At 61.8% G+C, this 22,501-nt stretch carries 22 protein-coding genes; 15 read left to right on the forward strand and 7 right to left on the reverse strand.

The annotated features are described in order from the left end of the window. The first annotated feature begins 76 nt into the window (after positions 1-76). The 13 genes from E1B25_RS00830 to E1B25_RS00890 all read left to right on the forward strand — a co-directional run bounded on the left by E1B25_RS00830 (position 77) and on the right by E1B25_RS00890 (position 12,624). Positions 77-1,558, forward strand: a complete 1,482-nt coding sequence (locus E1B25_RS00830) for a calcium-binding protein (protein ID WP_132826787.1) — start codon at positions 77-79, stop codon at positions 1,556-1,558. Positions 1,559-1,673: 115 nt separating this feature from the next. Then, positions 1,674-2,351, forward strand: a complete 678-nt coding sequence (locus tag E1B25_RS00835; RefSeq protein WP_132826788.1) for an orotate phosphoribosyltransferase — start codon at positions 1,674-1,676, stop codon at positions 2,349-2,351. A gap of 271 nt (positions 2,352-2,622) precedes the next feature. Further along, on the forward strand, positions 2,623-4,110 hold the full coding sequence (locus E1B25_RS00840; protein ID WP_132826789.1) for a replicative DNA helicase: 1,488 nt from the start codon (positions 2,623-2,625) through the stop codon (positions 4,108-4,110). Between the two features lie 3 nt (positions 4,111-4,113). Further along, complete coding sequence (locus E1B25_RS00845) at positions 4,114-4,545, forward strand: nuclear transport factor 2 family protein (protein ID WP_132826790.1); 432 nt, start codon at positions 4,114-4,116, stop codon at positions 4,543-4,545. A gap of 129 nt (positions 4,546-4,674) precedes the next feature. Then, positions 4,675-5,712 carry an alanine racemase gene (alr, locus tag E1B25_RS00850; RefSeq protein WP_132826791.1) on the forward strand — a complete coding sequence of 346 codons (1,038 nt, stop codon included), beginning with the start codon at positions 4,675-4,677 and terminating at the stop codon, positions 5,710-5,712. Between the two features lie 71 nt (positions 5,713-5,783). Beyond that, positions 5,784-6,494, forward strand: coding sequence for an MlaE family ABC transporter permease (locus tag E1B25_RS00855; RefSeq protein WP_425358917.1), 711 nt, complete (start codon positions 5,784-5,786; stop codon positions 6,492-6,494). Next, on the forward strand, positions 6,491-7,237 hold the full coding sequence (locus E1B25_RS00860; RefSeq protein ID WP_132826792.1) for an ABC transporter ATP-binding protein: 747 nt from the start codon (positions 6,491-6,493) through the stop codon (positions 7,235-7,237). The genes E1B25_RS00855 and E1B25_RS00860 overlap by 4 nt, the downstream gene beginning before the upstream one ends. A 114-nt stretch (positions 7,238-7,351) precedes the next feature. Next, positions 7,352-7,816: a paraquat-inducible protein A gene (locus E1B25_RS00865; protein ID WP_132826793.1), complete on the forward strand. Its 465-nt coding sequence runs from the start codon at positions 7,352-7,354 to the stop codon at positions 7,814-7,816. 6 nt (positions 7,817-7,822) lie between these two features. Next, a complete protein-coding gene (gene radA / locus E1B25_RS00870; protein WP_132826794.1) occupies positions 7,823-9,187 on the forward strand; it encodes a DNA repair protein RadA in 1,365 nt (454 codons plus the stop codon). A gap of 26 nt (positions 9,188-9,213) precedes the next feature. Then, complete coding sequence (locus tag E1B25_RS00875; RefSeq protein ID WP_132826795.1) at positions 9,214-9,780, forward strand: CvpA family protein; 567 nt, start codon at positions 9,214-9,216, stop codon at positions 9,778-9,780. A gap of 230 nt (positions 9,781-10,010) precedes the next feature. Next, positions 10,011-10,598 (forward strand): Hint domain-containing protein, encoded by a 588-nt coding sequence (locus tag E1B25_RS00880; RefSeq protein WP_132826796.1) that lies wholly within the window; start codon positions 10,011-10,013, stop codon positions 10,596-10,598. A gap of 155 nt (positions 10,599-10,753) precedes the next feature. Further along, positions 10,754-12,211 carry an amidophosphoribosyltransferase gene (purF, locus tag E1B25_RS00885; RefSeq protein WP_132827229.1) on the forward strand — a complete coding sequence of 486 codons (1,458 nt, stop codon included), beginning with the start codon at positions 10,754-10,756 and terminating at the stop codon, positions 12,209-12,211. A gap of 140 nt (positions 12,212-12,351) precedes the next feature. Then, a complete protein-coding gene (locus E1B25_RS00890) occupies positions 12,352-12,624 on the forward strand; it encodes a hypothetical protein (protein ID WP_132826797.1) in 273 nt (90 codons plus the stop codon). 45 nt (positions 12,625-12,669) lie between these two features. Here the strand turns inward: E1B25_RS00890 and E1B25_RS00895 are convergent, their stop codons facing one another. From E1B25_RS00895 to yajC, 4 genes are read right to left on the reverse strand one after another with little or no spacing between them, the layout of a single operon-like run. Then, entirely contained in the window at positions 12,670-13,023 is a 354-nt protein-coding gene (locus E1B25_RS00895; RefSeq protein WP_132826798.1) for an Mth938-like domain-containing protein, read from the reverse strand. A gap of 52 nt (positions 13,024-13,075) precedes the next feature. Then, positions 13,076-14,044 carry a protein translocase subunit SecF gene (gene secF / locus E1B25_RS00900; RefSeq protein ID WP_132826799.1) on the reverse strand — a complete coding sequence of 323 codons (969 nt, stop codon included), beginning with the start codon at positions 14,042-14,044 and terminating at the stop codon, positions 13,076-13,078. A 1-nt stretch (position 14,045) separates the two neighbouring features. Next, entirely contained in the window at positions 14,046-15,707 is a 1,662-nt protein-coding gene (gene secD / locus E1B25_RS00905; RefSeq protein ID WP_132826800.1) for a protein translocase subunit SecD, read from the reverse strand. Positions 15,708-15,741: 34 nt separating this feature from the next. Next, on the reverse strand, positions 15,742-16,026 hold the full coding sequence (yajC, locus tag E1B25_RS00910; protein WP_132826801.1) for a preprotein translocase subunit YajC: 285 nt from the start codon (positions 16,024-16,026) through the stop codon (positions 15,742-15,744). A 516-nt stretch (positions 16,027-16,542) separates the two neighbouring features. Here yajC and serS point away from each other — a divergent pair. Further along, on the forward strand, positions 16,543-17,835 hold the full coding sequence (gene serS / locus E1B25_RS00915) for a serine--tRNA ligase (protein ID WP_132826802.1): 1,293 nt from the start codon (positions 16,543-16,545) through the stop codon (positions 17,833-17,835). 133 nt (positions 17,836-17,968) lie between these two features. On the opposite strand, the gene E1B25_RS22720 is transcribed toward serS, so the two are convergent. Both E1B25_RS22720 and E1B25_RS00925 read right to left on the reverse strand, forming a co-directional pair. Then, positions 17,969-18,562, reverse strand: coding sequence for a helix-hairpin-helix domain-containing protein (locus tag E1B25_RS22720; RefSeq protein WP_132826803.1), 594 nt, complete (start codon positions 18,560-18,562; stop codon positions 17,969-17,971). Positions 18,563-18,748: 186 nt separating this feature from the next. Further along, positions 18,749-19,741 (reverse strand): fatty acid desaturase, encoded by a 993-nt coding sequence (locus E1B25_RS00925; RefSeq protein WP_132826804.1) that lies wholly within the window; start codon positions 19,739-19,741, stop codon positions 18,749-18,751. Positions 19,742-20,140: 399 nt separating this feature from the next. On the opposite strand from E1B25_RS00925, the gene E1B25_RS00930 reads away from it, so the two are divergent. Continuing rightward, positions 20,141-21,028 carry a DUF3800 domain-containing protein gene (locus E1B25_RS00930; RefSeq protein WP_132826805.1) on the forward strand — a complete coding sequence of 296 codons (888 nt, stop codon included), beginning with the start codon at positions 20,141-20,143 and terminating at the stop codon, positions 21,026-21,028. Between the two features lie 218 nt (positions 21,029-21,246). On the opposite strand, the gene E1B25_RS00935 is transcribed toward E1B25_RS00930, so the two are convergent. Beyond that, the gene (locus E1B25_RS00935) at positions 21,247-22,482 is read right to left on the reverse strand and encodes a saccharopine dehydrogenase family protein (protein ID WP_132826806.1); all 1,236 of its coding nucleotides are present in this window, start codon (positions 22,480-22,482) and stop codon (positions 21,247-21,249) included. Positions 22,483-22,501 lie beyond the last annotated feature (19 nt).

The following is a 22,501-nucleotide window of genomic DNA, read 5'->3' on the forward strand; positions in this document are numbered from 1 at the left end:
TTTTCTAGCTTCGCCTCGAACAAGACCGTCGGCCTCTGGTCGACGGTCATATGTTGATTTGTAAAAAGGCGGACAAATGGCTTCAGTTGCGTACACCACCTATTATTCGATTGCCGGTTTTTCCTACGACTACCGCTATTTCTGGGACAGCGAGGACGAGACCTCCACCAGCTTCGATGCCAGCGTCTCGATGAACGTCACTGCTGATCCCGGCGCCGGGTTCATTTACGAAATCCAGGAAGTCGACCTCGCTGACGGCAACGTCTGGGTCGATATCAACACCATCATCGACACTTACGAGCTCTCGCTCGATGGTATGGACGCCTATACCACGGATATCGATTCCAACATCATCGGCGTGAACTGGACCATGGGCGGCGTGTCGCATTCCACCGTTCTAATGGAGTTCGAAGTGGTGAAAGGTGAGAACGTGACGGGGGGCTACGAATACGGCACCCGCTATCATTTCGTACTGGACGGCGATCCCCTGCCGGATTTCAGCTCCCTCTCCGAGTTCGAGAACTTCGCGAACAGCGACACTTACATCACCGGCGTCTACAAGGTGACCGGCGCCTTTGGAGAAGGCAAGCTGATCGAATGGGGCGATATCGAAAGCGCCACCATTCTGGGCGCTGACGAGGACATTACCGGAACCCCCGGCAAAGATGTGCTCTCGGGTGGCTATGGCGACGATTATTTCATCTCATCCGAAGGCAACGACACCTACAAGGGCGGCGTGGGCACGTTCGACCAGGTCAGCTACGAGGATGATCCCGCCGGCGTCGTCGCCAATCTTGCCACCGGCAAGGCGACCGACGGCTGGGGCGACACCGATAAGCTCAAAAGCATCGAAGTGCTGCGCGGCAGCCTGTTCGACGATACCCTCACCGGCGACAAGGGCGACAACCATATCCGTGGCCTTGCTGGCGACGATGTACTGAAAGGCGGCAAGGGCACGGATACTGTGCGCTATGATAAGGATGCGAGCTTTGGTGGCACCGATGGCGTCACCGTCAACCTCAAGAAAGGCTATGCCGTCGACGGGTTCGGCGGTCTAGATGCGCTGAAAAACTTCGAGAATGTGCGCGGCTCCGACTCGAAGGACACGCTCACCGGTACGGGGGGCGCGAACGATATGCGAGGCGAAGGCGGTGCCGACGTGATCAAGGGGCTGGGCGGCAAAGACGTGTTGGACGGCGGCAACGGCAACGACACCCTGTTTGGCGGCATCGGCAAGGACGTTCTGCACGGCGGCAACGGCAAAGACACGCTGGACGGCGGCAAGGGCAACGACGACCTTTACGGCGGCGGCAAGAACGACGTCTTCATCTTTAGCGGCAAGTTCGGCGATGACACGATCCACGACTTCACGACCGCAGGCAAAGGCGAAAAGATCGACCTGTCCGACGTCTCGACGATCAAGAACTTCAGGGATCTGTCGAACAACCACCTGTCCGACATCGGCGGCAACGCGGTGATCGACGACAATAACGGCAACACGATCACGCTCCTCGGGGTCTCAAGCGCAGACCTGGCGTTCAACGACTTCCTGTTCTGATCTGCCCACCGACAAAAACCAATCGCCCGCCCCGGCCCCGTGCCGCGGCGGGCTTTTCTTTTGCGCCCTGCTCCAGTAATCCCGCGGGAACCCCGCCGCCCGAAAGGATTTGCCGATGATCCCCTCCTCCTATCCCTCGCCCCAAGAGATGGCCCGCCTGACCGCCCGGATGCTGCTGGAAATTCAGGCCGTGCACCTGAACGCGGAAGATCCGTTCACGCTGGCCTCTGGCCTGCCCTCGCCCACCTATATCGATTGCCGCAAGCTGATCTCCTATCCGCGTATCCGCAGCACGCTGATGGATTTCCTTACCGTCACGGTCATGCGCAACGCGGGGTATGAGGCGTTCGACAATATCGCGGGCGGAGAAACCGCTGGCATCCCCTTTGCCGCGCTGGTGGCCGAGCGCATGGTGCTGCCGATGACCTATGTGCGCAAGAAAGCCAAAGGGTACGGCCGCAACGCCCGGATCGAAGGCGCGATGAGCGAGGGCCAGCGCGTGCTGCTGGTCGAGGATCTGACCACCGACGGCGGCTCCAAGCTGTCCTTTGTCGATGCCATCCGCGAAACCGGCGCCACCTGCGCCCACACGGCCGTCATTTTCTATTATGGCATCTTCCCCGAGACCGAAAAGACGCTGGGGGACCATGGTGTCAGCCTGCATCACCTGTGCACCTGGTGGGATGTGCTGGCCGAGGCGAAACAGGCCAACAGCTTCAGCCGCGAGACCCTGCGCGGGGTCGAGGATTTCCTCAACGATCCGCGCAAGTGGCAGGAAGAAAACAAGAAATAAAAACTTACCCCCTGATGCGATGAAAACCGCCGAATGGAATCACTAAGCCATCGCAGATTTTGCGGTCACCACCCTTTGTGCTACCATATCTGCGATGCATATCGCGAGTCGGCGGTGAAACAGGGGGGTATCCTCCAGTTACCCACCGACTTACGCACATATCGAAACGCGGCAAGATTGGTTACAAAGGCCGAACCGGCGCAAGACCGGGAACAGCCGGCGCCGGGACGGGGCGCAGAACAAGGCGCTGAACAGGCGGAACGGGACAGAGATGAACGAAATCACCGCAGTCAATTCGGGCGGGACGGAGCTTCGGGCCTCCGAAACCATCCCCCACTCGATCGAAGCCGAACAGCAGCTTTTGGGCGCGATCCTGACCAACAACGATGTCTTTGATCGGGTGGCCAGCATTATCGGATCGCAGCATTTCTATGACCCAGTCCACGCCCGCATCTACGAGGTTGCCTCCGCGCGCATCTCAAAGAACGCGCTGGCTTCTCCGGTGACGCTCAAGGCGTTTCTGGAACATGACGAAGGGCTCAAGGAATTGGGCGGCCCGGCCTATCTGGCCCGTCTGGCCGGGGCCGCGATCAGCGCCTTCGCGGTGCGCGATTATGCCGAGATGATCTATGATCTGGCAATCCGGCGCGAATTGATCGGGCTGGGCAAGACGATCTCGGACAAGGCGGCGCGCGTCGATGTCGCCAGCGACCCCAAGCAGCAGATCGTCGAGGCCGAACAGCATCTCTACAGCCTCGCCGAACAGGGCCAGTCCGAGAGCGGCTTTCAAAGCTTTCTGCGCGCCGTCACCGATGCGGTCAACGTCGCCAACGCCGCCTATCAGCGCGAAGGTGGGCTGGCGGGGATTTCCACCGGGCTTGACGATCTGGATCACAAGCTGGGCGGTTTGCACAAATCCGACCTTCTGATCCTTGCCGGGCGCCCGTCGATGGGGAAAACCTCGCTGGCAACGAACATCGCCTTCAACGTCGCCAAGGCCTATAAGCGCGGCGCCCTGCCCGACGGCAACGAGGGCGCGGTTGAAGGCGGTGTGGTCGGATTCTTTTCGCTGGAGATGAGTGCCGAACAGCTCGCCGGGCGGATCCTGGCCGAAGCCTCGGAAATCTCCAGCCACAAGATCCGCCAAGGCGACATGACCGAAGGCGAATTCCGCCGCTTCGTCGAGGCGGCCAAGGCGCTGGAGGCCTGCCCGCTTTATATCGACGACACCGCCGCCATCCCGATCGCCCAGCTTGCCGCCCGCGCGCGGCGGCTGAAGCGTACGCACGGGCTGGACCTGCTGATCGTCGACTATCTGCAACTTGTCCGCGGCACCTCGGAAAACCGGGTGCAGGAAATCGGCGAGATTTCCATGGGGCTCAAGGCCATCGCCAAGGAATTGGACATCCCCGTCGTCGCGCTGTCGCAGCTGTCGCGTCAGGTGGAAAGCCGCGATGACAAGCGGCCACAGCTCTCGGATCTGCGTGAATCCGGCTCGATCGAGCAGGACGCCGACGTGGTGATGTTCGTCTATCGCGGTGAATATTACAAAGAACGGGAAAAACCGGGCGAAGAAAATATCGAGGCCATGGCAACCTGGATCGAAGAGATGGAGCGCCTGCACGCCAAGGCCGAGGTCATCATCGGCAAACAGCGTCACGGCCCCATCGGCATGGTCGAGCTGTCCTTCGAGGCGCAATTCACCCGCTTCGGCAACCTTGCCAAGGCCTGGCAACAAGACCGCGAGCAGGAGTTCTGAGCAATGCCGATCCACAAGTTCATGGCCGACTATAAACGGGTCTGGGAGGCGCAGGATTCACAGGGCTTCGCGGCCCTGTTCACCCCGGACGGTCTCTATCACAACACCCCCTTTCAGGTGCAGCAGGGGCCGGGTGAACTGGCCGCCTACTGGAACCGGATCAAGCTGCAACAGGACATTTCGTTGCGCTACGAGGTGCTGGGCGAAACCCCGGCAGGTGGGATTGCCCATTGGAACGTCACCTATCAGGTCGCCTCGGAAGAGCTGTTCGCGATCTGGGCAAAATCCACCGGCACCGGCCTGCCCGAGCGTCAACCCGGCGATCCCCTGCCCCGGATGGAGCTTGACGGTATGTTGGTGGCCGACTTCACCGCCTCGGGTCTGGCGCGCGACGTGCGCATCTGGTGGCACTCCCTCCCCCGCACCGGCCCCTGATTAGCACGCAGGCCCCGATCCTGATTTTCACGCAGCCCATCACCTGATTTTCATCCAAGCGTGTGCGGCAGGCCGCCGCTGGGCGGTTTTTCCCTTGACGCCCCGCGCCCCCAAGTCAAGAACAAGCCCATGAGCACCGGACATCTTACAATCGACCTGAACGCCATTGCCGAAAACTGGCGTACCCTTGATGCAATGACCGCCGCGGACACCGCCGCCGTGGTCAAGGCAGACTGCTATGGACTGGGGGTCGAGCCCATCACGCGCGCGCTGGCCCGTGCCGGCGCTCGCCGCTTTTTCGTCGCCGCAGCGGAAGAAGGTGCCGCCGTGCGCGCCGCGCTGGGGCCGGGGCCGATGATCGGCGTGTTTTCCGGCCATATGGCGGGCGATTCCACCCTGATCCGCAATAACGATCTGACGCCGATGCTCAACTCGGTCGATCAGGTGCTGCGCCATTTCGAATCGCTGCCGCAGCAGTCTTTTGGCCTCCAGCTTGACACCGGGATGAACCGTCTGGGCATGGAGCCCGCCGAATGGGCCGCCCTGCGCGAGCCGGTGCTGCAACAGATGCCAGCAATGATCATGTCGCATCTGGCCTGCGCCGATGAGCCCGACCATTTCATGAACGCAAAGCAACTGCGCAGTTTCCGTGAGATGACCGAAGGGCTGGACATCCCCTGTTCGCTCTCGGCCACGGGGGGCATTCTGCTGGGCTCCGATTATCATTTCGACGTCGTGCGCCCCGGTATCGGCCTCTATGGCGCGCGCCCCTATGAAGCGGGGCGTCCGGCGGTCACGCTGGAGCTGCCGGTGATTCAGACCCGCGAGGTGCAGCCCGGCGAAACCGTTGGCTATGGCAACACTTGGACGGCGCAGCGCCCCGCGCGTATCGCCACCGTCTCGGCGGGCTATGCCGACGGGCTGTTCCGCGCTCTCGCCAGCACTCTGGGCCTCTGGCATGGTGACACCCGCTGTCCGATCGCCGGACGCATCTCGATGGACCTGATTTCGGTCGATATCACCGCATTGGGCGACGAGGCGCCGGACTACCTGACCATGCTTGGCGCCCATCAGGGGGTGGACGATCTTGGCGATGCCGCCGGAACCATCGGCTATGAAATCCTGACCTCGCTGGGCGCACGCTATTCGCGCAGCTATCAGTCGTGACCGCGCTGCTGTCCCCGCTGGCCCATCTGGGCCGGGCCGTGCTGGCGGCGCTGACCTCGATCGGGCGGGTGATGATCTATGCCGTCACCGCCCTGAGCCATATCTTTCGCCCGCCCTATTACCCGCGCGAAGTGTTCAACGCCTTTGTGCAAATCGGCTGGCTGTCCTTGCCGGTGGTCGGGCTGACCGCCCTGTTCACCGGTGGCGCGCTGGCGCTTCAGATTTATTCCGGTGGCGCGCGCTTCAACGCCGAGGCAGTCGTGCCCCAGATCGTCGCCATCGGCATGGTGCGTGAACTGGGGCCGGTGATGGCCGGGCTGATGATCGCGGCGCGCGTCACCTCGTCGATCGCCGCCGAGATCGCCACCATGAAGGTGACCGAACAGATCGATGCGCTGGTCACCCTGTCGACCCACCCGATGAAGTACCTCACCGCGCCGCGCCTGCTGGCTGGCCTGATCACGGTGCCGATTCTGGTGGGTGTGGGCGACGTGATCGGTGTCGCTGGCGGCTATTTCGTGGCCACCCAAAGCCTTGGGTTCAACCCGGCGGCCTATCTCAAGAACACGGTCGATTTCCTTGAGACGCTTGATGTCGTCTCCTCGCTGGTCAAGGGCTGCGTCTTTGGCGGCATCGCCACGGTGATGGGCTGCTATTACGGCATGCAATCGGGGCGCGGCGCCCAGGGCGTGGGACAAGCCACCAAAAGCAGCGTCGAAGCCGCCGCCGTGCTGATCCTTGCGGCCAACTTCTTGATCACAGGGGCATTTTTCTCGGTATGATCCGGTTTGAGGACGTTCATAAAGCCTTTGGCAGCAATCGCGTCCTGCGCGGCTTGACGCTTGAGGTGCCCAAGGGAACATCGATGGTGATCATCGGCGGCTCGGGCACCGGGAAATCCGTGGCGATCAAATCCGTTCTGGGGCTGGTCACGCCGGACAAGGGCCGCATTCTGGTCGACGGCAAGGACACCACCAGCGGCGACCGCGATGCCTTTCTCGCCCGCTTTGGCATGTTGTTTCAGGGCGGCGCGCTGTTCGATTCGCTCCCCGTATGGCAAAACGTGGCGTTCCGCCTGTTGCGCGGCGCGCTCAAGCGCCCGCAGGCCGAGGCGCGCGAGATCGCCATCGAAAAGCTGCGCCGCGTTGGTCTGAAACCCGAGACCGCCGATCAGTTTCCCGCCGAACTGTCTGGCGGTATGCAGAAACGCGTCGGCCTTGCCCGCGCCATCGCCGCCGACCCCGAGATCATCTTTTTCGACGAGCCCACCACCGGGCTCGACCCGATCATGGCGGGCGTCATCAATGAGCTGATCCGCGAGATCGTGGTCGAAATGGGCGCGACGGCCATGACCATCACCCACGACATGACCAGTGTCCGCGCGATTGCCGACAATGTGGCCATGCTGCATGACGGGGTGATCAAATGGACCGGCCCGGTGGCCAAGTTGGACAACTCCGGCGATCCCTATCTGGACCAGTTCATCCACGGTCGCGCCGAGGGGCCGATCGAAGCGGTGCGGTGATCCCTCGCGACGGGAAAATTCGAATTTTCTCGTCACTTTTCTTCGAAGAAAAGTGCACTGCTGCGCGGATGCATCCGCGTTCCCAAACCCGGTGAAATCGGATAGGCCGCTGTGATGACCCTCCGCCTCGCCAATCTCGCCCTGCTTGTGCTCTACCCCGTCGCTTGGTTCGCACCGCTGCTGCGCGCCGGGTTCCTGCCGCTGTTCGGGCTGTCGGAAATCTCGGTCCTCACCGGGCTGCAATCGCTGTGGGGAACCGATGTCGTGCTGGCGCTGGTCGCCACCGTCTTTGCCATTTTTGCGCCCTATCTGAAAACCATCGGGCTGGCGCTGGTGCAATGGCATTTGCTGGATCGCCGCGCCCTGCCGGTGCTGACGGTGCTGGGCAAGTTGGCGATGGCGGACATTTTCCTTATTGCCTTGTACATTACGCTGGCCAAGGGCATTTCCTATGCCCGGATCGAGGTCGCTTGGGGCCTCTATCTCTTTACCTTCTGCATCCTCGCCTCGCTGGTTCTCGGCCTTCTGACCGATCGCCACATGCGAGGGCTTGAGAAGCCGCACACGGACGGGCAATAACGGCATATGGCGAAATCAAAAACCTTCGTCTGCTCGGCCTGCGGAGCCAGCAGCAACAAATGGTCCGGCCGTTGCGAAGGCTGCGGCGAATGGAACACCATATCCGAGGCGGTGCCGCTGTCATCCGGCCCGGCCTCGAAATCGCTCGGCGCGCGGCGTGGCAGCGCGGTGCCGCTCACCGATCTGTCGGTCGAAGAGGCCCCCCCGCCCCGCGCCGCCTCTGGTCTGGGCGAGCTGGATCGCGTGCTTGGCGGCGGGCTGGTTCCCGCCTCGGCCGTTCTGGTGGGAGGCGATCCGGGCATCGGCAAATCGACGCTGTTGCTGCAGGCCGCCGCCGCCTTTGCCCGCAAGGGGCTCAAGACCATCTATGTCTCGGGCGAAGAGGCCAGCGCGCAGGTCCGCATGCGCGCCCGTCGCCTTGACCTTGCCGATGCGCCGGTGCGACTGGCCGCCGAAACCAACCTGCGCAACATCCTCACCATGCTGGAAGAGGAACGGCCACAGCTTGTCATCATCGATTCGATCCAGACCATGTGGGCCGACAATGTCGAGAGCGCACCGGGCAGCGTGTCGCAGGTGCGCGCCACCGCGCATGAGCTGACCACATTCGCCAAGCGCCACGGCGTCAGCGTGATCATGGTCGGCCATGTCACCAAGGACGGGCAAATCGCGGGCCCGCGCGTGGTCGAACACATGGTCGATACCGTGCTGTATTTCGAGGGCGAGCGCGGCCATCAGTTCCGTATCCTGCGCGCGGTCAAGAACCGCTTTGGCCCCGCGGATGAGATTGGCGTGTTCGAGATGACCGGCGCCGGGCTGGCCGAGGTCACCAACCCCTCGGCGCTGTTCCTGTCTGAGCGTGGCGAGCCAAGCGCCGGATCCGTGGTGTTTGCAGGTATCGAGGGCACCCGGCCCGTTCTGGTTGAATTTCAGGCCCTCGTCGCCCCCTCGTCGCTGTCGCAACCGCGCCGCACCGTGGTCGGCTGGGATGGCGGGCGGCTGGCGATGATTCTAGCGGTGCTGGAGTCCCGCTGCGGCATCCCGTTTACCGGGCTTGATGTCTATCTCAATGTCGCGGGCGGTATGAAGATTGGCGAACCCGCCGCCGATCTGGCCGTGGCCGCCGCGCTTTTAAGTGCGCGCGAGGATGCGCCATTGCCTGCTGAAACCGTTGTTTTCGGGGAAATAAGCCTGTCTGGGGCCCTGCGACCGGCACCGCAGACCGAAAACAGGTTGAAAGAAGCGCAAAAACTTGGTTTCACCGCAGCAATCGCTCCGGCCGGCGGCAAGATCGGGTCGGGCGGCGGGCTTTCGCTCACGCGGCCTGCTGACCTGACCGGCTTTGTCGGCGACATTTTCGGCGCGGGCTGACGTACAGGGCAAATCGGGCGAGGAATATGGACGGTTTCACCATCATCGACGGGGTTGTGGCCCTGATCATCGTGGTTTCGGCACTCTTGGCCTATTCCCGCGGTTTCATGCGCGAGGCAATGGCCATCGCGGGCTGGGTCGTGGCCGCTGTGCTCGGCTTCATTTTCGCCCCACATGCCGAACCGCTGATCCGGGAAATCCCGGTGCTGGGCGAGTATATCGGCGAAAGCTGCGAGTTGAGCATCATCGCCGCCTTTGCCGCCGTTTTTGCCTTGGCGCTGATCCTGGCCTCGTTCTTCACGCCGTTGTTTTCCTCACTGGTGCAACGCTCGGCGCTGGGAGGGCTCGATCAGGGGGCTGGTTTCCTGTTTGGCGTAGCGCGCGGCATCCTGCTCGTGGCGGTCGCCTTTTTCGTCTATGATACGGTGATGACCGGGCAGGACTTCTCCATCGTCGATGAGAGCCGCTCGGCGCAGGTGTTCTCGCGTCTGAGCGACACCATCGCACAGCGCGACCCCGAACAGGCGCTTGGCTGGATCACCCGCCAGTACGAAGGCTTGGTCGGAAGCTGCGGCGCACCAGAGGGCAACTGAGCAGGCCCGGCGGCATCCGCTGCCCCGCCCGTTAAGCGATTCGGCCTTCACCGCACCAAGGTGCCGTGACCCGGATCGCTCCGACTTGAAACAGTCGCCACAGTTCCGCCGCATTCGCGCCGCCTGAGCGACCGACTTCGCGCCCCAAGTACCCCCAGGCCCTGTTGCCATGGAACCAGTACCGAGTGGGTTTACCAGTGTTTTACGAAATCCCCCCGGGGGATGCGGCGATGCGCCCCCCGTCCTCGATCCTCTCCGCGCGTGCGCGGCCGGACCGGGCCTTTGAGCGGACCTTTGCCCCCGGAACCCTTCTCGACACCGCGCGCGGATGGCGCCCTGCCGCATCCCTGCGCTGCGGCGATCATGTGCGCACCCTACGGGGCATGACCCCGATCGTGGACCTTTGCCGACAGCCCCCCGACCGCAGCCCCCTGCACTGGCAGGTGCCGGCGGGAACGATGGGCAATTGCTCTGACCTGCGGCTGACCACCGGCCAGCACTTCGCGCTGATGGACCCGGCCTGCAAGACCCTGTTCGACGCGCCTCTGGTGCTGGTCCCGGTGCCCGCCGCCACCGGCTTCTGCGGCATGCGTACGGTGTCCGGTTTTGCCCTGCGTGGCGGTGTCGCCCTGCATTTCGATACCGAAGAGATCGTCTTTGCCCAGACCGGCGTGTTGCTTCATGTGCCCGGTCCGACCCCGGAAACCTGCCACCGTATCCTGAGCTACCGCGAAAGCCGCCAGCTCCTGACCCGGCTTTGTGGTGGCAAATTCCGCGATCCCGTGGCGGTGCGACCTCCAAACTCTGGCCCCGACTAAGGGGGATCGCGCCCCACATCCTGTGCTGCGGCACTGCGCACCGGCCGAGATTGGCCAGAATCTGTGATCCTTTCGTGACACTCGCCCCACATCCCAGTATGTGGGGCGGATATCGCCAACGGATATGGAGCTACCCTCCCGTGTCGACGCTGCAAATGCCCCTCGCCCACCCGTTCGATGACGACAAGCTGCATGAAGAATGCGGCGTATTTGGCGTTATCGGCGTACAGGACGCCGCCAATTTCGTCGCTCTCGGCCTGCATGCGTTACAGCATCGCGGGCAAGAAGCTGGAGGAATCGTGTCCCACGATCCAGAGCAAGGGTTCAACTCGGCCCGCCGCTTTGGCTATGTGCGCGACAACTTCACCTCGACCGACATCATGGAAACCCTGCCCGGGCCGCTGGCCATCGGGCATGTGCGCTATTCCACCGCCGGATCAAAAGGCGCCGCGATCCGCGACGTGCAACCGTTCTTTGGTGAATTCGCCATGGGCGGCGCGGCCATCGCCCATAACGGCAACATCACCAATGCCGACGCGCTGCGCCGCGAATTGATCGAGCGCGGCTCGATCTTTCAGTCGAGTTCGGACAGCGAATGCATCATCCACCTGATGGCCCGCTCCCTGCAACGCGACATCCCCGAACGGATGGAGGATGCGCTGCGCCGGGTCGAGGGGGCGTTCTCGATCGTCGCGATGACCCGCAGCCAGCTTATTGGCGTGCGCGATCCGCTGGGCGTGCGTCCTCTGGTGCTGGGACAGATCGGTGATGGCTGGGTGATCAGCTCCGAGACCTGCGCGCTCGACATCATCGGCGCCGATTTCGTGCGCGAGATCGAGCCGGGCGAAATGGTCGTCATCTCGACCGAGGGCGGGGTCGAAAGCCTGTTCCCCTTCCGCCGGCAAAAGCCACGGTTCTGCATCTTTGAACATGTCTACTTCTCGCGCCCCGACAGTATTCTGGGCGGGCGCAGCGTCTATGAGACCCGCGCTGCCATCGGTCGTGAACTGGCCAAGGAAAGCCCGGTTGATGCCGATCTGGTCTGTCCGGTGCCCGACAGCGGCACCCCGGCGGCAATCGGCTTTAGCCAGGAATCCGGCATCCCCTATGCGATGGGGATCATCCGCAACCAGTATATGGGCCGGACCTTTATCGAGCCGACCGAGCAGATCCGCAACATGGGCGTACGGCTGAAACTGAACGTCAACCGGGCCCTGATCCGCGGCAAGCGGGTGATCTTGGTGGATGATTCCGTCGTGCGCGGCACCACCAGCCGCAAGATCAAGGAAATGATCCTGGATGCCGGCGCCAAGGAAGTGCACTTTCGCATCGCCAGCCCGCCGACTGCTTGGCCCTGTTTCTATGGTGTCGACACGCCGCAGCGAGAAAAACTGCTCGCCGCGACGATGACCGAGGACGAGATGCGCGAGCACCTCTCCGTGGACAGTCTCAAGTTCATCTCGCTTGATGGGCTCTATCGGGCTGTGGGCGAGGCAGAGGGGCGCAACGCCGCCTGCCCGCAATATTGCGATGCCTGCTTCTCGGGCGAGTACCCGGTGAAACCGACGGACATGATCGACAAGGGTTTCGAGATGAAGCCCGCCGCCGAATAGACGGCCCCGCGGCCCGGCAGGTTCCTGCCGAGCCGCCCCTTGGGGGGCTTTCGCCGCCCTTGGCAACCGGCTAGACCGGCCTCCGAGCTTTTCAACAAGACGGACATGCCCGCTCCCGGCGCGCCGCAAGGACACACCACATGACAAACGAACCCGACGCGGGGCAGACGCCCGCGACCGTGGCCGATCTGGCCACGACCCCGCAGGTATTGGACGACCACGAGATGACGCTGATCGGCCTTGTCGGCGGGGATCAGGGCTTTCGCGCCTTGGTCCGCCTGCGCGGCGGGCGGATCAAGCAGGTCACCCCCGGCACGCAGATCGCCTGGGGCCGGGTCGTGGCGATCGATGAAAAAGGGATCCTGTTCCAGCGCAACGGCGAAACCCGCCGGATCACCCTGCCGGGTAGCTAGGGCGCGGCGGTTTAGCAGGCGCAGCGACTTCGTCCGTCCCCGTCATCAGACCGGCAGCATCGCCAGCGCGATGCGCCGCCCCTCGGACAGCAGTACGTTATAGGTCCGACACGCGGCAGGAGAGGCCATCACCTCGACCCCCATACAGGCCGCCTCCAGCGCCCTGCGCAGGGGGGCTGGGATATGGGCAATCTCTGCCCCGGTTCCGATGAAAACAACGTCCACCGTCCCTGCGAGCGCCAGCAGCGCGGCGCTATCGTCATAGCCCGCCCAAGGCGTTGTTCCCGTGGGCCCGGTCAGAACCGCGCCCTCATGAACCTCGTTCCCGATGCGAAAGAACCCGGGGCCATAGCCCGCGATCGGAACCGCGTTGTTGAAAACCACTTCGTTCAGGCGCATCTCTCACTCCCAAGGTGGCCGCCCCGGCAGGACCGGGGACAGCACCAATATATCAGGCGTCGACGTTGGCGAACTGGTTTCCGGTGGTATTGTCGGGTTTGGACCAGTCGCGTTTGACCCCGAGATACAACAGGATCGCTGAGGCCACGAAGATCGAGGAATAGGTCCCAACGATCACACCCCAGATCATAGCAAAGACAAAGCCGCGGATCACGTCCCCGCCCAGAACAAAAAGCGCGATCAGCGCCAGAAGCGTGGTGACCGAGGTCATCAAGGTCCGGCTCAGCGTCTCGTTGATGGACAGGTTCAAAATATCCTTCAGCGGCATTTTCTTGTACTTGCGAAGATTCTCGCGGACCCGGTCGAACACCACAACCGTGTCGTTCAGAGAATAGCCGACAATGGTCAACAGCGCCGCGATGATCGCCAGATCAAATTTGATCTGAAGTTCGGAAAAGATGCCGATGGTTAGCAACACATCATGGACCAAGGCCACCACAGCGCCCAGTGCGAACTGCCATTCAAACCGCAGCCAGATATAGATCAGCACCGCGCCGATGGCCAGGACCACCGCGAGAACAGCAGTCTGCACCAGCTCGCCCGAGACCTTGGGGCCCACCGATTCGACCGAGACGAACTTGATGTCGGGCAGCACGGATTGCAGCGCCACCTCGACGGACTGGATGGTATCGGCGTTGATCGATTCCTGCTCGTCCTGTGCCTGAATACGGACCATCGCCACATGCTGATCGTCGCGAAAGCCGGGGTCGAACACTTCGGAAATGACCACATCGCCCAAGCCCAGCGGCGTGATAGCGTCCCGATAGACCCCGATATCAACCGCGGTCGTGCTTTCGGTGCGGATGGTGGTGCCACCGCGAAAGTCGATACCATAGCTCAGCCCGCGCACCATGAAGGAGCCGAAGGCCACCAGCATCAGCACGGCGGACAGACCCAGCCAGAGCTTCCACCGGCTGAAGAAATCGAACGAGGTCTGCTCGGGAACCAGTCGCAATCGCATGTTATACCTCGATCGTTTTAGGGCGGCGGCGTTCGAACCACATCACGATCAGCAGCCGGGTCACGTAAATCGCCGTAAAGACCGACGTGAGCAGACCCAGACCCAGCGTGATCGCGAAACCGCGCACGGGGCCGGAACCGATCGCGAACAGGATCACGGCGGTGATGAAGGTGGTGATATTGGCGTCAAGAATCGCGCTCAACGCCTTTTCATAGCCAAGATCAATGGCCCGCGCGGGGCCCTTGGCGGTCTTCAGTTCTTCGCGGATCCGCTCAAAAATCAGCACGTTGGCGTCCACCGCCATACCGACGGTCAACACGATCCCGGCGATCCCCGGCAGGGTCAGCGTGGCTCCGATCAGCGACAGCATCCCGAAGATCATCGCGATGTTCAGGATCAGCGCGATATTGGCGAACAGCCCAAACAGACCATAGCTCAGAAACATGAAGACCAGTACGCCGGCAAAAGCCACCCCGGTGGCCACCTTGCCAGCCTCGATGCTGTCGGCGCCCAATTCCGGGCCGATGGTCCGTTCTTCAAGAAATTCGAGCCCCGCCGGCAGCGCACCAGCGCGCAGCAGAACCGCCAGATTGGTGCTTTCCTCGACCGAGAAGTTGCCGGTGATAATGCCGGAGCCGCCGGGGATATAGCTTTGGATCACCGGGGCGCTGATCACCTCGTCATCCAGCACGATGGCGAAGGGCGAGCCGATATTGTCGCGGGTGTAATCGCCGAACTTGCGCGCGCCGGTGGTGTCAAAGCGGAAGCTGACAGCAGGGCGACCGTTCTGATCGAAACTGGGCTGGGCGTCGACCAGTTCATCGCCGGTGACAACAGGGGCGGTTTCAACCGTATAAAACACCCCCTCCTGATCCAGCGAGGGCAGGATTTCGTTGCCCAACCCGGGATTGTCATCCGCGCTGGAGCCGCGCCCCACGACCGGACGGAAGGTCAGCTGCGCGGTGGTGCCGATGATCGCCTTGAGTTCGGCGGCGCTGCCGATGCCGGGCACCTGAATCAGGATACGGTCGGTGCCTTGACGTTGGATCGTGGGCTCACGGGTGCCAACCTCGTCGATGCGGCGGCGCACGATTTCGAGTGCCTGCTTCACGGTGCGATCATCAGAGGCAAGCTTTTCGGCATCCGACAGCGTCACGATAATGTCACTGCTGTCACCGCGAACCGTGATATCGGATGAGCCTGTGCCGCTAAGAGATTGAATAGGCCGGGACAATCCGCGCACCAATTCCAGCGCGCGATCCATATTCTCGGGCTTGCTGATGCGGATACGCAGCGCGTTCGGGGCGGACGGCTGCAGACGGATGGTGCCGATGGTGGCGCGTTCGGGGCGCAGGACGTCGCGGATTTCAGGCCACATGGCCTGCATCCGGCTTTCATAGACGTCTGCGACCTGAACCTCGGCCAGAAGATGCGCACCGCCGCGCAGGTCAAGCCCCAGATTGACCAGCGACGAGGGCAGGAAGCCCGGCCATTTGGCCGCCTGCGCCTCAAGCTCCGGGGTCGTCATCCCGGATTCGATCACGCTGCGGGCATCGTTGGACTGCTCGACACGGGTGTAGAAGGTATTCGGCAACGCCAGCAACAGGCCAACACCGCAGAGCGCCCAGATCAGCACCCGCTTCCAAAGATCGAAATGAAGCATCTTCCAGCCTTTTCAGTAGGTTAAAGGGCCAGACTTATTTCGCCGGTTCGGTTTTGCTGATGATCTGGGCGATGGTCGATTGAACCACGCGCACCTTGACGCCCTCGGCAAGTTCGACTTCGATCTCGTTGTCGTCCTTGACCTTGCTGACCTTGCCAATCAGCCCACCTTGCGTCACCACCTGATCGCCACGGCGCAGCGCGCTGACCATGGCCTGATGGTCCTTGACCTTTTTCTGCTGCGGACGGATCAGCAGGAAATACATGATCGCGAAGATCAGGATGAGCGGAAGAAACTGGCCGATTGCGCCTATGTCCATGGGGGTATCCTTTGGTCTGAATAAGGCGGGGCGACCCCGCGGATTGCCGGGAACCTATGCGCAGACCGGGGGCTTTGCAAGGTAACGAATTGGGGAGTTTCCGGGCTGTTTTGTACAGCCCAGACCGGGCTTCACGGCACCGGATTCGCCAGTTTGGGGAGTTGCAGCGGCGTTTTGTGCGGTTTGGTTGGATTTGCGCTGATCTGACGCGATGCGCAACGCCCCAAGGTGCGGCAACACGCCCCTCTCCCCCATAAGGGCGCCGACGACGTTGGCAAGAAGCTCGCGCGGCGCAAGGAGAAAGCGGCAATCTGGATTCCCCCCGAACATTCGGTCTTCGCGAATGCCCCCATCCCTTGGGGGGATGGATGGGGGGCTGCGCGGCATGGCCGCGCTGGTCTGTCGAACGACGGATTGGAAAGCCCCCTACTCCGGGCTGCGCAGAGATGTTTCCCCTGCCCGCGCTTTGCGGCATAACGCGAACCAAACGATTCACACCTTTTGAGGGACCACCCCATGCATGACATCCGCGCCATCCGCGAAAACCCGCAGGCGTTCGACGCCGCCCTCGCCCGCCGGGGAGATGCGCCGGTGTCCTCCGAGCTGTTGGCGCTGGACGAGGCGCGGCGCGCCAAGATCCTTGCCGCCGAAACCGCGCAGGCGGAGCAGAACAAGGCCTCCAAGGCAATCGGGGCGGCCAAGGCCAAGGGCGACGAGGCCGAGTTCGAGCGGCTGCGCGCCGCCGTGGCCGAGAAGAAGGCCGAGGTCGCTGCGATGCAGACCGAGGCCAAGGAGTTGGACGCACAGCTGACCGACAAGCTGGCGCGCCTGCCGAACCAGCCAGCCGACGATGTGCCCGATGGTGCGGACGAGGCCGACAATGTTGAGGTGAGCCGCTGGGGCACCCCGCGCGATCTGGATTTCGCGCCGAAAGAGCATTTCGAGATCGAAGGCGTGATCCCGGGGATGGATTTCGAGACCGGCGTCAAGATCAGCGGCGCGCGTTTCGTGGTGCTGCGTGGCGCGGTGGCGCGGATTCACCGGGCGCTGGCGCAATTCATGCTCGACACCCATGTGGACGAAAACGGGCTGACCGAAACCCAGACCCCGGTTCTGGTGCGTGACGAAGCGATGTATGGCACCGACAAGCTGCCGAAATTCGGCGAGGACAGCTATCAGACCACAAACGGCTGGTGGCTGATTCCCACATCGGAAGTGCCGCTGACCTATTCCGTGGCGGGCGAGATTCTGGACGCCGCGACGCTGCCGATCCGCATGACCGCGCATACGGTTTGTTTCCGCAGCGAGGCGGGCAGCGCCGGCAAGGATACCTCGGGGATGTTGCGCCAGCACCAGTTCGAAAAGGTCGAGATGGTGTCGATCACCCACCCTGATGAGAGCGACGCGGAGCAAAAACGCATGCTGCGCTGCGCCGAGGGGCTGCTGGAAAAACTGGGGGTGCCCTATCGCACCATCATCCTGTGCACCGGCGACATGGGGTTTGGCGCCCGGCGCACCTTTGACATCGAGGCCTGGTTGCCCGGGCAGGACACCTATCGCGAAATTTCCAGCGTCTCGACCACCGGCGCGTTTCAGGCCCGGCGGATGAACGCGCGGTTCCGTCCCGAGGGCGGTGGCAAGCCAGAGTTCGTGCATACGCTGAACGGCTCGGGGCTGGCGGTGGGGCGTTGCCTGATCGCGGTGCTGGAAAACGGGCAGAACGCCGATGGTTCGGTCACCCTGCCCGAGGTGCTGGCGCCCTATCTGGGCGGCAAGACGTTGCTGGGCGCCGACGGCACGCTGACCTGACCCCATCGGCCGCGCGCTGTCGCGGCCGGGGATTGGCCCTGTTTCTGTATTGCCCGGCGTATTCCCTATGCGCCGGGTTTTTTATGCGCCGGGTTTTTATGCCAAGCGCGAAGATTGGGCGTTGGGACAGAGATCAGGCAGATTTCTTCTTCTTGCCCTTCTTGGGCTTTTTGTCTTTCAGCTTGGCTTCTTTCGCCTTGAGCTTGACCTTTTTCGCCTTGGCCTTGGCCTTTTTCTTGGCCTTCTCGAATTCCTCGGTCAAAAGCGCGGCCAATTTCTTGGACTTTTCCGCCTTGGCCTTGGCCTTGGCCTTTTTGCTGGCGCGGATATCGGCCTCGGTCTCGGCCGGTTTGGCCTGCCCAGCTTTGGAGAGGACCACAGGCGCGGTGACAGCGGGGCGGCGCGGGGCGCGCTTGGCTGATGATTTGCGCGGTGGAATCGGTTTCGCCAGCGCGGTGCCGACCGGCTTCGCGGGCACCGAAGCGGCGGGTTTGGCGACAGGTTTGGCCGCGGGTGTCGCAGTGGTCGTCGCTGCGGGTGTGGCGCCGGAAACCGCAGCCTTGGCCGCCGCGATCAGCGCCTTGGCCCGAGCCGGGCCAATGGTGCGCACCGCAAGCAAATCCGCCGGTGTGGCCGCGGCCAAGGCTTCGGGCGTTGAGATGGCATGCTCGCTCAGAGCATGGGCAAGCGCGGGGCCGATACCGCGGATGTCGGTGAGCTGGGTCATTTTTTATCCTTCTGTCTACCGGGCGGTGTGAGGGCTGCCCCCCCCCGCCGGGGCGGGCGCTGGCAGCCGCGCGCGGGCCGTCACCTGATCGTACACGTAAAAGTACAACGAGAAGTATCCTGCCAAGGGTGTGGCGGGAATTCAACGGCGATCTGCGGTGATCGGGTCAGCCAGAGGTCGAGCCGCTTAGCCAGACGTCGCTTGCGCGCCCAACCCGTCGGGGTCGCGTTTCGGGAAGGGTACCAGACGCTTGGCCTCTTCATCCCAAAGCTTGAGGTTCAGCGCCGCCACCGCCTCGGGGAATTTGATCCGGCGCGGGGCGTATTCGGGCGGCAGGTTATAATGGCAGGCGCGCAGCCGGTACGAGGGAATGCGCGCGTTGAAATGGTGGATGTCATGCAGGGTGATGCAGGCCACCGCCAGATCAAAAGCCCAGCCGAAATCCAGCGCCGAAGACCCCTGCAGTGCGGCGATCTGCGGGTCAAGATCGGGGCGGCGGTCCCAATAGGTGTCCTCGAAATTATGCTGCAGATAGACAAGGAATACCCCGATCATGCCGCCCAGCAGCGAAAAGGCGAAATAGACGCCCACGCCGGTCCAGCCCGAAAGCGCAAAGATCAGCCCGACCCAGATCAGCAACGCGAGATTGTGCAGCAACACCCCTTTGACGCCGAAACGGGTGGTGTTCTTGGGCCAGCGATAGCGGATGAAATAGGTGAACAGCGCGCCCGCAGGCACCAGAACAAAAGGGTTGCGATACAGCCGGTATTGCAGCCGTGGCCAGAACCCCGCCGCGTTCCATTCGCGCAGGGTCATTGTGTGGATCTCGCCGGTTTCGCGATGCTCCAGATTGCCGATGCCGGAATGGTGCAGGTTGTGGTTCTGCTTCATCACCTCGAACGGGGCAAAGGTGAAGGGCGACAACCCATGACCGGCCCATTCGTTCTGCGCCCGCGTCACGAACAGGGAATGGTGGCCGCAATCGTGCTGCAGCACATAGAGCCGTATCGCCGAAAACGCATAGACGATCCCGGCGGGGATCATCACGTACCATTGCGCCGCATAGGCGATCGCCAGATAGAGCGAGGTGAAATAGACCGCAAAGGTGCCGAAATAGCTGAGCGCGGCCAAGCGGTTGTCCTGCTTGGCATAGTGTCGCGTATAAGCCCTGAGATCCATGTCTGTCCCCATGCGTTCTGCGTCGGATGGCATCCATCAGTTAGGTGCGCAGCGCGCGCAGACAAGCCCGCGCGCGGTGTTCTCTATTGATAGCGCGAGTTTATGACGAAATCACTATCTTGGTCGAGAGGCGCGGGGTGGCGGCAAACAGCGCAAACAGAGCCGCCGTCAGGTATAGGCACCTTACCAGATGTGTTGGTGATCTCCCCCCGGGGACACTGGCGGAGCAGTTGACCGTTCGGAGGCCATAGTGAGGGATGCTGCGGTGGCATCCAGCGGGAAGACCGCGCAGGGCGTGAGGTTTGCGAGATTCCACAATCGTAAAGACTACCGTACCTTGGAACTAAACACTTAAACTTGCAAAACCGCATTCATCCAGACAAGGTAGTTTGGCGCTAGATGGATCACGAAATCATGAGTTCTTACAAATATGTACTCTACATTGATGAAGCCGGAGATGACGGCCTAACCAAGATCAGGCCAATTGACGCAAATGGCGCAAGTGAATGGTTGATCCTGTCTGGATACCTAATTAGAGCGGAACATGAAAATTCTTGTCGCGATTGGCTTGATAGTATCTCAGACAAAATTCAATGCCAGTCCCCAATAATTCATTTTCGCGAGTTAAGCCCAATGAAAGGAACCCGAGCGGCCGAATTGCTGGCGAGTCATCCAGCACGGGCGTTCGTTGTTGCTTCTAACAAGAAAAATATGCGTGGGTACAGAAACGAAAGAGCAGCTCAAGCCGGGGGAAAACAATGGTTCTACAACTGGCTAGTTCGCGTCCTTCTTGAGAGGGTTACAGAGTTCTGCTTGCGCGATTGCGCAAGTACTCCAAGAAGTGAAGACAAGGTCAAAATTCTCTTCAGCAAACGCGGCGGTCATTCTTATGGGCAAACGAAGGCATATTTGGAGTGGCTACGACTGCAGAGAGATCCGGTTCTTAAAAAAAGAAAAATTGATTTTCGATTTTTAAGCTTTCAACTGATAGACTACATTCCTCATTATCAAGATCCAGGATTACAGTGCTCTGACATAATTGCAAGTGCAGTATTTCGAGCGCTAAATATTGAAAACAAAAATAGAAGTATAGACGCTGCGACCAAGTTAGCTCCCATCATGGCACGAGACGAGTTCAACGAAATAAGAGATTTTGGCCTAGTACTTCAGCCCACAAACCCGCAGATCTTAACTTTAACAGCTGAACAGGCAGAAATATTTTTGCACTATGGTTTTTCAAAAAGAGAAACGGCGCAGGATCGGGGCCGGTTTGACCAGAAGCGATAGCTCAATATCCTATGGGTCGAGCGTCCGCTGGTCCGCCTATCATCTGCTGTTCGAGGCAGCGGTTACCAAGCGATCCTGCTGCAGTAGCTTAACATAGCTGCAGCAAAAGTGAATCCCCCAATTGCCCCCCAAACAACAACGCCCCCGCAGATCTCTGCGGGGGCGTGCGCCTATTTTTCAGTGGGGGTGCGCTCTCCGATGTCGTCCCCTGCCCCGCCTCAGGCGTTCCAGGGATGGTCGCCGCGGGCGTCCTTGACCCGTGTGGGCAGGCCGAGGCGGTCGAGCTGGGTGAAGAAAGGCTTCGGGTCCAACTCTTCCACGTTCTTCATGGTGCCCGCGTCCCACGCGCCCGAGGCCACCAGCAGGGCGGCGGCGACGGGGGGCACGCCGGCGGTGTAGGAGATGCCCTGGCTGCCGACTTCCTTGTAAGCCTCGGCATGGTCGGCCACGTTGTAGACAAAAAGCTCGACTTCTTCGCCGTCCTTCACGCCCTTGACCAGATCACCGATGCAGGTCTTGCCGGTGTAGCCCGGCGCCAGCGACGCGGGGTCGGGCAGCACGGCCTTGACCAGTTTGAGCGGCACCACCTCGAGCCCCTCGGCGGTTTTCACCGGCTGTTCCGACAGCAGGCCAAGGTTTTTCAGCACGGTAAAGACGTTGATGTAGTGATCGCCAAAGCCCATCCAGAACCGCACGTCGGCGTCCGGATAGTTGACGGCGAGCGAATGCACCTCGTCATGGCCGGACTGATAGGCGCGCTGCTTGCCGACAACGGGCAGATCCCAGTCGCGGCCGCTCTCGAACATCGCCTTTTCCTTCCACTGCTGGTCCTCCCAGTAGTAGACGGTGCCGGTGAATTCGCGGAAATTGATTTCCGGGTCAAAATTGGTGGCAAAATACTTGCCGTGATCGCCCGCGTTGATGTCGACGATGTCGATGCTTTTGACGCTGTCCATCTGGTCGATGGCAAAGCGGGCAAAGGCGTTGACGACGCCCGGATCAAAGCCGGCGCCAAGGATCGCGGTCACGCCTTTTTGTGCGCAGAGATCGCGTTTCTTCCATTCATAGTTGGAATACCACGGCGGGGTCTCGCAGATCTTGTCCGGGTCTTCGTGAATCGCGGTGTCGATATAGGCGGCGCCGGTCTCGATACAGGCGTCCAGCACATAGGCATTGACGAAGGCCGAGCCGACGTTGATCACGATTTGCGCGCCGGTGTCGCGGATAAGCTGGGCGACGGCGGCGGTGTCCATCGCATCGACCTGATGCGCCTTGAGCGTGCCGTCTTGCTTCATCGCGCCCTTGTCGCGGACCGAGGCCAGGATCGACTCGCATTTGGACAGCGTCCGACTGGCGATATGGATGGCACCAAGCACATCGTTGTTCTGCGCGCATTTATGCGCCACGACCTGAGCGACGCCGCCGGCGCCGATGATGAGAACGTCACGTTTCAACGCAAGGAACCTCCTTCGT

It is taken from the genome of Antarcticimicrobium sediminis (assembly GCF_004348975.1).
Classification (GTDB): domain Bacteria; phylum Pseudomonadota; class Alphaproteobacteria; order Rhodobacterales; family Rhodobacteraceae; genus Antarcticimicrobium; species Antarcticimicrobium sediminis.